Origin of the sequence: Sphingopyxis selenitireducens (assembly GCF_051550705.1) — a bacterium.
In the GTDB taxonomy this organism is placed as follows: domain Bacteria; phylum Pseudomonadota; class Alphaproteobacteria; order Sphingomonadales; family Sphingomonadaceae; genus Sphingopyxis.
Genome location: NZ_JBPULG010000004.1, coordinates 1 through 11,664, shown reverse-complemented (window position 1 = coordinate 11,664; position 11,664 = coordinate 1). Strand labels below are relative to the sequence as shown.

At 62.2% G+C, this 11,664-nt stretch carries 23 protein-coding genes; all 23 read left to right on the top strand.

Annotated features, from left to right (window positions below):
* Window positions 1–79: 79 nt before the first annotated feature.
* The 23 genes from tuf (at window position 80) to rplO (ending at window position 11,576) form a co-directional block, all read left to right on the top strand.
* Window positions 80–1,270: an elongation factor Tu gene (tuf, locus tag ACSYDV_RS13355; RefSeq protein WP_438324315.1), complete on the top strand. Its 1,191-nt coding sequence runs from the start codon at window positions 80–82 to the stop codon at window positions 1,268–1,270.
* A gap of 147 nt (window positions 1,271–1,417) precedes the next feature.
* The gene (gene rpsJ / locus ACSYDV_RS13350) at window positions 1,418–1,729 is read left to right on the top strand and encodes a 30S ribosomal protein S10 (protein WP_003042199.1); all 312 of its coding nucleotides are present in this window, start codon (window positions 1,418–1,420) and stop codon (window positions 1,727–1,729) included.
* A gap of 296 nt (window positions 1,730–2,025) precedes the next feature.
* Window positions 2,026–2,805: a 50S ribosomal protein L3 gene (rplC, locus tag ACSYDV_RS13345; protein ID WP_438324314.1), complete on the top strand. Its 780-nt coding sequence runs from the start codon at window positions 2,026–2,028 to the stop codon at window positions 2,803–2,805.
* Window positions 2,806–2,807: 2 nt separating this feature from the next.
* Window positions 2,808–3,434 (top strand): 50S ribosomal protein L4, encoded by a 627-nt coding sequence (gene rplD, locus ACSYDV_RS13340; RefSeq protein WP_438324313.1) that lies wholly within the window; start codon window positions 2,808–2,810, stop codon window positions 3,432–3,434.
* The gene (locus tag ACSYDV_RS13335) at window positions 3,427–3,735 is read left to right on the top strand and encodes a 50S ribosomal protein L23 (protein ID WP_438324312.1); all 309 of its coding nucleotides are present in this window, start codon (window positions 3,427–3,429) and stop codon (window positions 3,733–3,735) included. The genes rplD and ACSYDV_RS13335 overlap by 8 nt, the downstream gene beginning before the upstream one ends.
* Window positions 3,736–3,756: 21 nt before the next feature.
* Window positions 3,757–4,608, top strand: coding sequence for a 50S ribosomal protein L2 (rplB, locus tag ACSYDV_RS13330; RefSeq protein ID WP_438324311.1), 852 nt, complete (start codon window positions 3,757–3,759; stop codon window positions 4,606–4,608).
* 3 nt (window positions 4,609–4,611) lie between these two features.
* Window positions 4,612–4,887: a 30S ribosomal protein S19 gene (gene rpsS / locus ACSYDV_RS13325; RefSeq protein WP_037556370.1), complete on the top strand. Its 276-nt coding sequence runs from the start codon at window positions 4,612–4,614 to the stop codon at window positions 4,885–4,887.
* Entirely contained in the window at window positions 4,887–5,267 is a 381-nt protein-coding gene (rplV, locus tag ACSYDV_RS13320) for a 50S ribosomal protein L22 (RefSeq protein ID WP_438324310.1), read from the top strand. Before rpsS ends, rplV begins: the two co-directional genes overlap by 1 nt.
* 1 nt (window position 5,268) lies before the next feature.
* Window positions 5,269–5,976 carry a 30S ribosomal protein S3 gene (gene rpsC, locus ACSYDV_RS13315; RefSeq protein WP_438324309.1) on the top strand — a complete coding sequence of 236 codons (708 nt, stop codon included), beginning with the start codon at window positions 5,269–5,271 and terminating at the stop codon, window positions 5,974–5,976.
* Window positions 5,977–5,987: 11 nt separating this feature from the next.
* On the top strand, window positions 5,988–6,419 hold the full coding sequence (gene rplP / locus ACSYDV_RS13310) for a 50S ribosomal protein L16 (RefSeq protein ID WP_438324308.1): 432 nt from the start codon (window positions 5,988–5,990) through the stop codon (window positions 6,417–6,419).
* A gap of 4 nt (window positions 6,420–6,423) precedes the next feature.
* Window positions 6,424–6,627: a 50S ribosomal protein L29 gene (gene rpmC / locus ACSYDV_RS13305; protein WP_438324307.1), complete on the top strand. Its 204-nt coding sequence runs from the start codon at window positions 6,424–6,426 to the stop codon at window positions 6,625–6,627.
* Window positions 6,628–6,638: 11 nt separating this feature from the next.
* Window positions 6,639–6,908: a 30S ribosomal protein S17 gene (rpsQ, locus tag ACSYDV_RS13300; RefSeq protein WP_088473645.1), complete on the top strand. Its 270-nt coding sequence runs from the start codon at window positions 6,639–6,641 to the stop codon at window positions 6,906–6,908.
* 61 nt (window positions 6,909–6,969) lie between these two features.
* Window positions 6,970–7,338 (top strand): 50S ribosomal protein L14, encoded by a 369-nt coding sequence (rplN, locus tag ACSYDV_RS13295; protein WP_033074348.1) that lies wholly within the window; start codon window positions 6,970–6,972, stop codon window positions 7,336–7,338.
* A 2-nt stretch (window positions 7,339–7,340) separates the two neighbouring features.
* A complete protein-coding gene (rplX, locus tag ACSYDV_RS13290) occupies window positions 7,341–7,658 on the top strand; it encodes a 50S ribosomal protein L24 (RefSeq protein ID WP_438324306.1) in 318 nt (105 codons plus the stop codon).
* A complete protein-coding gene (rplE, locus tag ACSYDV_RS13285) occupies window positions 7,651–8,229 on the top strand; it encodes a 50S ribosomal protein L5 (RefSeq protein ID WP_438324305.1) in 579 nt (192 codons plus the stop codon). The genes rplX and rplE overlap by 8 nt, the downstream gene beginning before the upstream one ends.
* Before the next feature lie 50 nt (window positions 8,230–8,279).
* On the top strand, window positions 8,280–8,585 hold the full coding sequence (gene rpsN, locus ACSYDV_RS13280; protein WP_039578292.1) for a 30S ribosomal protein S14: 306 nt from the start codon (window positions 8,280–8,282) through the stop codon (window positions 8,583–8,585).
* A 12-nt stretch (window positions 8,586–8,597) separates the two neighbouring features.
* Window positions 8,598–9,002 (top strand): 30S ribosomal protein S8, encoded by a 405-nt coding sequence (gene rpsH, locus ACSYDV_RS13275; protein ID WP_037556380.1) that lies wholly within the window; start codon window positions 8,598–8,600, stop codon window positions 9,000–9,002.
* Window positions 9,002–9,535 (top strand): 50S ribosomal protein L6, encoded by a 534-nt coding sequence (gene rplF / locus ACSYDV_RS13270; protein ID WP_438324304.1) that lies wholly within the window; start codon window positions 9,002–9,004, stop codon window positions 9,533–9,535. The genes rpsH and rplF overlap by 1 nt, the downstream gene beginning before the upstream one ends.
* 3 nt (window positions 9,536–9,538) lie before the next feature.
* Entirely contained in the window at window positions 9,539–9,892 is a 354-nt protein-coding gene (gene rplR / locus ACSYDV_RS13265) for a 50S ribosomal protein L18 (RefSeq protein ID WP_438324303.1), read from the top strand.
* Window positions 9,893–9,894: 2 nt separating this feature from the next.
* Entirely contained in the window at window positions 9,895–10,593 is a 699-nt protein-coding gene (rpsE, locus tag ACSYDV_RS13260; RefSeq protein WP_438324302.1) for a 30S ribosomal protein S5, read from the top strand.
* Window positions 10,594–10,597: 4 nt separating this feature from the next.
* Window positions 10,598–10,783, top strand: a complete 186-nt coding sequence (gene rpmD, locus ACSYDV_RS13255; RefSeq protein WP_438324301.1) for a 50S ribosomal protein L30 — start codon at window positions 10,598–10,600, stop codon at window positions 10,781–10,783.
* A 7-nt stretch (window positions 10,784–10,790) separates the two neighbouring features.
* The gene (locus ACSYDV_RS13250; RefSeq protein ID WP_438324300.1) at window positions 10,791–10,997 is read left to right on the top strand and encodes a DUF1737 domain-containing protein; all 207 of its coding nucleotides are present in this window, start codon (window positions 10,791–10,793) and stop codon (window positions 10,995–10,997) included.
* A gap of 51 nt (window positions 10,998–11,048) precedes the next feature.
* Window positions 11,049–11,576: a 50S ribosomal protein L15 gene (rplO, locus tag ACSYDV_RS13245; RefSeq protein WP_438324299.1), complete on the top strand. Its 528-nt coding sequence runs from the start codon at window positions 11,049–11,051 to the stop codon at window positions 11,574–11,576.
* Window positions 11,577–11,664: the final 88 nt, after the last annotated feature.

Sequence of the window (11,664 nt, the reverse complement as noted above, 5' to 3'; positions counted from 1 at the left end):
CCTCTAAGGGCGGCGCCTGATTCAGCAGGCTCGTCCAGGACTGATCAACGCAAACATTGAACAAGAAGGTTGTTACATCATGGCCAAGGCTAAATTTGAGCGGACGAAGCCGCACTGCAACATCGGCACCATCGGTCACGTCGACCATGGCAAGACCTCGCTGACCGCAGCGATCTCGAAGATCCTGTCGGAACGTGGCGGCGGCGCGGCCGTTGATTTCGCGAACATCGACAAGGCTCCCGAAGAGCGCGAGCGCGGCATCACCATTTCGACCTCGCACATCGAATATGAAACCGAAGCGCGCCACTATGCGCACGTCGATTGCCCGGGTCACGCCGACTATGTGAAGAACATGATCACCGGTGCCGCCCAGATGGACGGCGCGATCCTCGTCGTGTCGGCCGCTGACGGCCCGATGCCGCAGACCAAGGAGCACATCCTGCTCGCGAAGCAGGTTGGCGTTCCCACCATGGTCGTCTTCCTCAACAAGGTCGACCAGCTGGACGATCCCGAGCTGCTCGAGCTCGTCGAAATGGAAATCCGCGAAGAACTTTCGAAGCGTGGCTTCGACGGCGACAATATTCCGATCGTTGCCGGTTCGGCGCTTGCTGCTCTTGAAAACCGCGACGACAACATCGGCAAGGAATCGATCCTGAAGCTGATGGAAGCTGTCGACAGCTGGATCCCGCAGCCCGATCGTCCGATCGATCAGCCCTTCCTGATGCCGATCGAAGACGTGTTCTCGATCTCGGGTCGCGGTACTGTCGTCACCGGCCGTATCGAAACCGGCGTCGTCAAGGTTGGTGAAGAAGTCGAAATCGTCGGCATCAAGGACACCAAGAAGACCGTCGTGACCGGCGTCGAAATGTTCCGCAAGCTGCTCGACCAGGGCCAGGCTGGCGATAACGTCGGTGCGCTGATCCGTGGCGTCGGCCGTGAAGAAGTCGAGCGTGGTCAGGTTCTCTGCAAGCCCGGCTCGATCAAGCCGCACACCGAGTTCACCTCGGAAGTGTACGTCCTGTCGAAGGACGAAGGCGGCCGTCACACGCCGTTCTTCGCGAACTATCGTCCGCAGTTCTACTTCCGCACCACGGACGTCACCGGCGAAGTGATCCTTCCCGAGGGCACCGAAATGGTCATGCCGGGCGACAACGTCCAGCTGGCGGTCAAGCTGATTGCTCCGATCGCTATGGACCCGGGTCTGCGCTTCGCAATTCGCGAAGGCGGCCGCACTGTCGGTGCAGGGGTTGTGGCGACGGTCACAAAGTAATATAGGGCCTCGAGCCGCCCGATTCGCAACGATTCGGGCGGCTCGTAGCTTAAAGAATTTTGATGGCCGATCCGGCTTCCTTGAGGAGGTCGGACCAGGCCATTTCGGCTCTTTCGCATCGCTAGACGGGATTCGACTGGAACAGTCATGGAAACGCAGAATATTCGCATTCGCCTCAAGGCCTTTGATCACCGCGTGCTCGATCAGGCCACCACCGACATCGCCGATACGGCACGTCGCACGGGGGCACTCATTCGCGGTCCTATCCCGCTGCCGACGCGCATTGAAAAATTCACCGTGAACCGCGGTCCGCATGTCGACAAAAAGTCGCGCGAGCAGTTCGAGGTGCGTACCCACAAGCGGCTGCTCGACATCGTTCAGCCCACCCCGCAGACCGTCGATGCGCTGATGAAGCTCGACCTTGCTGCCGGCGTGAACGTCGAAATCAAGTTGGCCTGAGCCAACGCAGCCCCGGATCCGTCCGGGGTCTCTATCGGCAAGCGGTTCGCCGCCTGCATGTCCGGAGCGATCCGGGCCGACGATAGGGTGGATACCGCCGGTCGTTTCTTCGGAAACATCCAGACCGGGCTGCGTCCCCCGTCTCGCCGCTTTCCTTCGGGAGGGCGGCACCTCAGCCCGGACGGGGCGACACATCGAAATTTCGGGCTGGGACGGGTTTCCATCAAGGTTCGCCTTGATGGGGGCCCACACGCCGTGCGGAATGGTCCGCCCGGCCTCTGTTGAGGAGTTTGATCATGCGGACTGGCGTGATCGCGAAGAAAATGGGGATGACCCGCCTGTTTCAGGATGATGGCCGCCATGTGCCCGTCACCGTCCTGAGCCTCGAAGGCTGCCAGGTCATTTCTGTGCGCGAACAAGAACGTGACGGCTATGTGGCCGTTCAGCTGGGTGCAGGCTCGGCAAAGGCGAAGAATGTCGCCAAGCCGCAGCGCGGCGCTTTCGGCAAGGCCGAAGTGGAGCCCAAGGCAAAGATCGTCGAATTCCGCGTCGCTGACGACGCGACGCTCGACGTCGGTGCCGAACTGTCGGCTGACCATTTCGTTGCCGGCCAGATCGTCGACATCCAGGGCGTCACCCAGGGCAAGGGCTTTGCCGGTGCGATGAAGCGTTGGGGTTTCGGCGGTATGCGCGCAACCCACGGTGTTTCGATCAGTCACCGTGCGCATGGTTCGACCGGTAACCGTCAGGATCCGGGCCGCGTCTTCAAGAACAAGAAGATGGCCGGCCATATGGGTGCCCGCAACCGCACCCAGCAGAATCTCGAAATCGTTCGCACGGACGTCGAGCGCGGCCTCATCTTCGTCAAGGGCTCGGTCCCTGGTTCGAAGGGCGGCTGGCTGATGGTCCGCGATGCGGTCAAGCTGCCGCGCCACCCCGAGGCCCCCTATCCGGCGGGCATCAAGAGCGCGGCGAACGCCAATCACGAAGTCCCGGCGGATGCACCGGTTGAAACCGCGACGGAAGAAACCGTCGTCGTCGATACCGCGACCACCGACGGCGCACAGGAGTCCTGATCATGAAGGTCAAGGTTCACACCATCGACGGCAAGGCCGGCGCGGACATCGATCTTAACGACGAAGTGTTCGGCGTCGACCCGCGTGCCGACATCCTCCACCGCGTCGTCAGCTGGCAGCTCGAAAAGCGCCGTGGTCCGGCTCGCGCCGCCCGCGAACGCAGCGATGTGTCGCGCACTGGCAAGAAGTTCGGTCGCCAGAAGGGCGGCGGTACCGCTCGTCACGGCGATCGCGCAGCTCCGATCTTCATCGGCGGCGGCAAGGCGCACGGTCCCCGGGCCCGCACCTTCGGTCACTCGCTGAACAAGAAGATCCGCACGCTCGGCCTGAAAATGGCGCTGAGCGACAAGGCTAAGGGCGGCAAGATCCTCGTTCTCGACACGCTCGAGCTCAAGGATGCCAAGACCAAGGCACTCGCCGGTCAGCTCGGCAAGCTCGAACTCGGCAATCGCGCACTCTTCATCGACGGTGATGCAGTGCACGAAAGCTTCGCCATGGCGTCGGCCAACCTCATCGGTATCGACTCGATGCCGGCGATGGGTGCCAACGTCTATGACATTTTGCGCGCCGATACGCTGGTCCTGACCCGCGCCGGCCTCGAAAAGCTGGAGGCACGCTTCAATGGCTAAGGCAAAAACAGTCGACGCGCGTCACTATGACGTGATCCTCGCTCCGGTGATCACCGAAAAGTCGACGATGCTCAGCGAGAACAACGCGGTGGTGTTCAAGGTCGCAAATGATGCGACCAAGCCCGCCATCAAGGCCGCCGTCGAGGCGCTGTTCGATGTCAAGGTGATCGGCGTGAACACGCTCGTCACCAAGGGCAAGACCAAGCGTTGGAAGGGCAAGCCCTACACCCGCAGCGACGTGAAAAAAGCGATCGTTCGTCTGGCCGAAGGCCAGTCGATCGACGTCACGACCGGCGTCTGATTGTAGGAAGAGGCAGAGAAAATGGCACTTAAATCCTATAATCCGACCAGCCCCGCACAGCGCGGCCTGATCCTTATCGATCGGTCCTCGCTCTGGAAGGGCAAGCCCGTCAAGGCGCTGACCGAAGGCAAGAGCAAGACCGGCGGCCGCAACAACAAGGGTCATGTGACCTCGCGCGGTATCGGTGGCGGTCACAAGCAGCGCTATCGCATCGTCGATTTCAAGCGTCGCCTCTGGGACGTCGAAGGCACGGTCGAGCGTCTGGAATATGACCCCAACCGCACCGCCTTCATCGCGCTGATCAACTATGGCAAGGACGAAGCCGGCAAGGACCGCGTCGCTTACATCCTGGCGCCGCAGCGTCTGGCCGTCGGCGACAAGATCATCGCAGGCAAGAAGACCGACGTGAAGCCGGGCAATGCGATGGAATTGTCGCAGATGCCGGTCGGCACGATCGTTCACAACATCGAGATGAAGCCGGGCAAGGGTGGCCAGATCGCCCGTTCGGCTGGCACCTATGCACAGGTCGTCGGTCGTGACCGCGGTCTCGTCATCGTGCGTCTCGGTTCGGGCGAGCAGCGTTATATTCGCGGCGATTGCATGGGCACGGTGGGCGCGGTTTCGAACCCCGACAACACCAACCAGACCCTCGCAAAGGCTGGCCGTCGTCGTTGGATGGGCGTCCGCCCGCTGACCCGCGGTGTTGCGAAGAACCCGGTCGATCACCCGCATGGCGGCGGCGAAGGCCGTACCTCGGGCGGCCGTCACCCGGTTACCCCGTGGGGCAAGCCGACGAAGGGTGCGCGTACGCGCCATAACAAGTCGACCGACAAGATGATTATCCGGTCGCGTCACGCGAAGAAGAAGAGGTAAGCCATGGCTCGCTCGGTCTGGAAGGGTCCGTTCGTGGACCTCCATCTGCTCAAGAAAGCCGAAACGGCACAGGACGGCGGCAGCTCTGCCCCGATCAAAACCTGGTCGCGTCGGTCCACCATCCTGCCGCAGTTCGTGGGGCTGACCTTCAACGTCTACAACGGCCGCAAGTTCGTGCCGGTGTCGGTCAACGAAGATATGGTCGGCATGAAGCTGGGTGAATTTGCGCCGACGCGCTTCTTCCCCGGTCACGCTGCCGACAAGAAGGGCAAACGCTAATGGGTAAGGCAAAATCCCCCCGCCGCGTTGCGGATAATGAGGCGCTCTCGGTCGGTACGCAGATTCGCGGTTCGGCTCAGAAGCTCAACCTCGTTGCCGCACTGATCCGCGGCCGCAAGGTCGAAGACGCGCTGAACGTCCTCACCTTCTCGAAGAAGGCGATGGCTGTCGACGTGCGCAAGGTTCTCGCCAGCGCCATCGCCAACGCGGAAAACAACCACAACCTCGATGTTGATGCCCTGGTCGTCCAGGAAGCCAGCGTCGGCAAGTCGATCTCGATGAAGCGCTGGCACGCACGTGGCCGCGGCAAGTCGACCCGGATCGTCAAGCCGTTCAGCCGCATCCGCATCGTCGTCCGCGAACAGGAAGAAGAGGCGTAAGATGGGCCAGAAGAGCAATCCGATCGGCCTGCGCCTGCAGGTCAACCGCACCTGGGACAGCCGCTGGTTCGCCGAAGGCCAGGACTATGGCCGCATGCTGGTCGAGGATCTGAAGATCCGTCAGTATGTGTTCAAGACCCTGCCGCAGGCAGCGATCTCGAAGGTCGTTATCGAGCGTCCCGCAAAGCTTTGCCGCGTGTCGATCTATGCCGCCCGCCCGGGTGTCATCATCGGCAAGAAGGGCGCGGACATCGAAAAGCTGCGCAAGAAGCTGGGCGAACTGACGGGCAGCGACGTGTCGCTGAACATCGTCGAAATCCGCAAGCCTGAAGTCGACGCCAAGCTCGTCGGTCAGGGCATTGCCGACCAGCTCGAACGCCGCGTCGCATTCCGTCGTGCCATGAAGCGTGCCGTTCAATCGGCGATGCGTCTGGGCGCCGAAGGCATCCGCATCAACTGCGCCGGCCGTCTCGGCGGCGCGGAAATCGCACGTACCGAATGGTACCGCGAAGGCCGGGTGCCGCTTCACACGCTGCGCGCCAATGTCGACTATGCCGAATCGACCGCCCACACCGCCTATGGCGTGTGCGGGATCAAGGTTTGGATCTTCAAGGGCGAAATCCTGGGTCATGACCCGATGGCGACCGACCGGTTGATGCTCGACGCGCAGACGTCGGGCGTGCGCCCGGCGCGCGATGATCGCCGCTAAGGACTGCTGACATGCTGCAACCGAAAAAAACCAAGTTCCGCAAGGCCTTCAAGGGCCGCATCCATGGCAATGCCAAGGGTGGGACCAGCCTCAACTTCGGCTCCTACGGGCTGAAGGCGATGGAACCCGAGCGGATCACCGCGCGCCAGATCGAAGCTGCGCGTCGTGCCATCAGCCGTGCGATCAAGCGTCAGGGCCGTTTGTGGATCCGCATCTTCCCCGACCTTCCCGTGTCGTCGAAGCCTGCCGAAGTCCGCATGGGTAAGGGCAAGGGTTCGCCGGAATTCTGGGCCGCGCGCGTGAAGCCGGGCCGCATCCTGTTCGAACTCGACGGCGTTCCCGGCCCCGTGGCCGCGCTGGCATTCGAACGTGCGGCGATGAAGCTGCCGATCAAGACGAAGGTCGTTGCCCGCCTCGGCGACACGACCCATCTGGAGGGTTAAGGCAATGGCCAAGACCGAAGATTACAAGGCCAAGACCGACGACCAGCTCGCGGAACAGCTTGGCGAACTGAAGCGCGAGGCGTTCAACCTCCGCTTCCAGGCGGCCACCGGCCAGCTTGAAAAAGCCTCGCGCGTCAAGGAAGTGCGGCGCTCGATCGCCCGCATCAAGACGCAGCAGACCGAGCGTACCCGCTCGGCTGCGAAGTAAGGAGACTATCGATGCCGAAGCGCATATTGACCGGTACGGTGGTGTCCGACAAGGGCGACAAGACCGTCGTGGTGAAAGTCGAGCGGAAGGTGAAGCACCCTCTGTACGGCAAGATCATCCGCCGTTCGAAGAAGTACCACGCCCATGATGAGGACAACAGCATCAAGGCTGGCGAAACCGTCCGCATCGAAGAGACGCGGCCGATTTCGAAGCTGAAGACGTGGAAGGTGCTCGACAAGGTCGACACCCACAGCAAGCCCAAAACGGCTGCTGACGCCTGAAGCCAAGTTTCACGGAACCGCCGGGGTATCCCGGTAGGCCAAAGCAGAAGGAAATGCATCGATGATTCAGATGCAGTCACAATTGGAAGTCGCTGACAACAGCGGTGCAAAGCGCGTCCAGTGCATCAAGGTGCTGGGCGGGTCGAAGCGTCGCGTTGCCGGCGTCGGCGACGTGATCGTCGTGTCGATCAAGGAAGCACAGCCGCGTGGCAAGGTGAAGAAGGGTGACGTGCATCGCGCCGTTATCGTTCGCACCGCCAAGGACGTGCGCCGCGCCGATGGTTCGGTGATCCGTTTCGACAGCAACGCTGCCGTGCTCGTCAACAAGAACGAGGAGCCGATCGGCACCCGTATCTTCGGCCCCGTCGTCCGCGAACTGCGCGGCAAGGGCTATATGAAGATCATCAGCCTGGCGCCGGAGGTACTCTGACCATGGCGAACAAGATCAAGAAGGGCGACACGGTTGTCATCCTGTCCGGCAAGGACAAGGGCAAGACCGGCGAAGTGACCCAGAGCCTGCCGAAAGACGGCAAGGTTGTGGTCGCGGGCGTCAACATCATCACGCGTCACCGCAAGCCGACCCAGACCAACCCGCAGGGTGGCCTGGAACGCAAGGAAGCACCGCTGTTCGCGAGCAAGGTCGCGCTGGCGGATCCGAAGAGCGGCAAGCCGACGCGCGTGCGCTTTGAAACCAAGGACGGCAAGAAGGTGCGTGTCGCCGTGAAGTCCGGGGAGACGATCAGTGGCTGATAAATACACCCCGCGCATGCGGACCCGCTATGACGATGTGATCGTCAAGGCGATGACCGAGAAATTCGGTTACAAGAATGCGATGGAAGTCCCGAAGATCGAAAAGATCACGCTCAACATGGGCGTCGGCGAAGCCACGCAGGACAAGAAGAAGGTCGAATCGGCAGCTGCAGAAATGGAGCTGATCGCCGGCCAGAAGCCTGTCGTGACCAAGGCAAAGAAGTCGATCGCCCAGTTCAAGCTGCGCGAAGGCATGCCGATCGGTTGCAAGGTGACCCTGCGCCGCGAGCGGATGTACGAATTCCTCGACCGCCTGATCACCATCGCAATGCCGCGCATCCGCGATTTCCGTGGCGTGTCGGCGACGAGCTTCGACGGTCGTGGCAATTATGCCATGGGCCTGAAAGAGCAGATCATCTTCCCCGAGATCAACTATGACCGCATCGATCAGGTGCGCGGCATGGACGTGATCGTCACCACCACCGCCCGTACGGACGAAGAAGCCCGCGAACTGCTCAAGCTGTTCGGCTTCCCCTTCCCGATCGAAGCGCAGGAAAAGGAAGCCGCCTGATTCCTTCGGGACCAGGCAGGCTCTTTCAAGAAGGAAAGAGAACTTAAGTCATGGCGAAACTGAGTTCGATGAACAAGAACGAGCGTCGCAAGCAGCTGGTGAAGAAATATGCCGGCCGTTACGCGAAGCTGAAGGCGATTGCGGCAGACACGTCGCTCGACGATGGCGAGCGTCTGATCGCGCGCCTCAAGATGGCGGAAATCCCGCGCAATGGTAACCCGACCCGCATCCGTAACCGGTGCGAGCTGACGGGCCGCCCGCGCGCTTATTATCGCAAATTCCGGCTTTGCCGTATCCAGCTCCGCGATCTGGCCAACAAGGGCCTGATTCCCGGTGTTGTGAAGTCGAGCTGGTAAGGGACTGACAAGATGGCAATGACCGATCCTTTGGGTGATATGCTCACCCGCATCCGCAACGGCCAGCAGGCGAAGAAGGACAGCGTCCTGACGCCGGCTTCCACCTTGCGCGTCCGCGTTCTCGATGTTCTCCAGCGCGAAGGCTATATCCGCGGCTACAGCGAAGAAGCGCTGGGTGCCAAGGGCCAGCACAAGGGCATCCGCATCGAACTGAAATATTTCGAAGGGCAGCCGGCGATCCGCCATGTGGCGCGCGTTTCGAAGCCGGGCCGCCGCATCTATTCGGGTTCGAAAGAACTGCCGATCGTGCGCAACGGCCTGGGCATCACCATCGTGTCGACCCCGCGCGGCGTTCTCTCGGACGCCGAAGCACGCGAACATAATGTCGGCGGCGAAGTGCTGGCGGAGGTGTTCTGATGTCGCGCATTGGTAAAAAGGCAGTGGGCATTCCCAGCGGCGTCACCGCCGCGATCGACGGCGGTCAGCTGTCGGTCAAGGGCCCCAAGGGCACGCTCGCGATGCCGCTTTCCGACCTCATCAACTATGAAGTCGCCGAAGGCAGCATCTCGGTTCAGCCCGCGAACAGCACCCGCGAAGCTCGCGCTTTCTGGGGCATGCAGCGCACGCTGGTTCAGAACCTGATCACGGGTGTGACCGAAGGCTTCACCAAAGTCCTCGAAATCACCGGCGTCGGCTATCGTGCCAACGCACAGGGCAAGAATCTGAAGCTGCAGCTTGGCTACAGCCATGATGTCGATTTCGCGGTGCCCGAGGGCATCGAGATCAAGACGCCGGACAATACGACGATCGAGATCACCGGCATCAACAAGCAGCAGGTCGGTCAGGTCGCGGCAGAAATCCGTCGCTGGCGTAAGCCGGAGCCCTATAAGGGCAAGGGCATCAAATATCGCGGCGAGTACATCTTCCGCAAAGAAGGCAAGAAGAAGTAAGCCATGGCACATCTTACCCAATTCGAAAAACGCCGTCAGCGCGTTCGTACCGCCCTCCGCAAGCGGGCCGGTGGGCGCGCGCGCCTTTCGGTTCACCGTTCGGGCCGCCACATCTATGCGCAGCTTATCGATGACGCCGCCGGCCAGACGCTGGCCGCTGCCTCGACGCTCGACAAGGATGTCCGCGGCAAGACCGGCGCGACGACGGCTGCTGCTGCCGATGTCGGCACGCGCCTCGCCGCTGCCGCCAAGAAGGCGGGCGTGACGCAGGTCGTGTTCGACCGCGGCGGTTTCCTGTTCCACGGGCGCATCAAGGCGCTGGCCGACGCGGCACGCGAAGGCGGATTGGAGTTCTGATTATGGCAGACGAAGTACAGAACGTCGAAGGCGCTCCCGAAGCTGCCCCCACCGATGGCCAGGCTCCGCGCCGCGGCCGTGGCGGCGGCCGCGATGGTGGCCGTGGCGGTCGTGACGGTGGCCGTGGCCGCCGCGACGATCGTCGTCCGCGCGACGAAGATGGTGGCGAAGAGCTGATCGAAAAGCTGGTTCACATCAACCGCGTTTCGAAAACGGTGAAGGGCGGTAAGCGCTTCGGTTTCGCCGCGCTCGTCGTCGTTGGTGACGGCAAAGGCCGCGCCGGTTTCGGCCATGGCAAGGCACGCGAAGTGCCGGAAGCCATTTCGAAGGCAACCGCTGCGGCGAAGAAGGCGATGATTCGCGTTCCGCTGCGCGATGGCCGCACGCTGCACCATGATGGCCTCGGCCATTTCGGTGCCGGCAAGGTGACGGTTCGTTCGGCTCCCGCCGGTACGGGTATCATCGCTGGTGGCCCGATGCGCGCCGTGTTCGAAAGCCTGGGCGTTGCCGATGTGGTGACCAAGTCGAACGGCACGTCGAACCCCTACAACATGATCCGTGCGACCTTCGAGGCGCTTGGTGAACAGACGAGCCCGAAGTCGGTGGCACAGCGTCGCGGCAAGAAGGTTTCGGACCTGATCAAGCGTGGCGGTGCATCCGATCGCGCTGCCGAGGCCGAAGCCGCGGCGGTGACGGAGTAAGACAATGGCTGACAAGAAAATCAAGATCCGCCAGATCGGTTCGCCGATCCGTCGTCCCAAGAGCCAGCGTGCCATCCTGACCGGCCTCGGCCTGGGCAAGATGCGCCGCGAGGTCGAACTCATCGACACCCCCGAAGTGCGCGGCATGATTCGCAAGCTGCCGCACATGGTGGAAGTGATCGAAGGCTAAGGCGTCAGTGAAGCTCTATCGCCTGTTGACCGGCCCCGACGACAGCGCCTTTTGCGCGCGCGTCGAAGGTTTGCTCAACAGGGGGTGGCAGCTTCACGGCAGCCCGGCTATGAGCAACGTCGATGGCCGTGCCTATGTGGCGCAGGCTATTGTGATGGAAAAGGCCGGGGATTATCCCGGCTTTCAGCCGTCGAGTGAAATCGAACCGGACTGAGCCCGCAAACGGCGGCCAGTCCCGAGCGCGACAAAAGCGAAAGCGAGTGCAATGACTATCAAACTTAACGATCTTCGTGACAATAATGGCGCCCGCAAGGGCCGGATGCGCGTCGGACGCGGCATCGGTTCGGGCAAGGGCAAGACCGCCGGCCGTGGCCAGAAGGGCCAGAAGGCACGCAGCGGCGTTGCGATCAACGGGTTCGAGGGTGGCCAGATGCCGCTCCACATGCGTATCCCGAAGCGCGGCTTCAACAATATTTTCGGCAAGGATTTCGCGATCGTCAATCTGGGAATGATCCAGAAGCTGGTCGACGCGAAGAAGCTCGACGCGAAGGCTGTGATCGATCACGCCGCGCTGAAGGCTGCTGGCCTTGCCCGTGGCGGCAAGGACGGCGTCCGTCTCCTCGCCAAGGGCGAACTCACTGCGAAGCTGAACTTCGCCGTTGCTGGCGCGTCGAAGGGCGCGATCGAAGCAGTCGAAAAGGTCGGTGGTAAGGTTGAACTGCCTGAACCGAAGGCCGAGGCGACCGATGGCAAGAAAGCCCAGCGCAAGGCTGCTGCAGCCGCAAAGAATTGATCCCTGCCGCGGGGGGGCGGGTGGCCCGCCCCCCCCGCCAAGGGCAAAAATGGGCGGTGCCCCTGGGCGTGGGGCCGCGCGCCCCCCC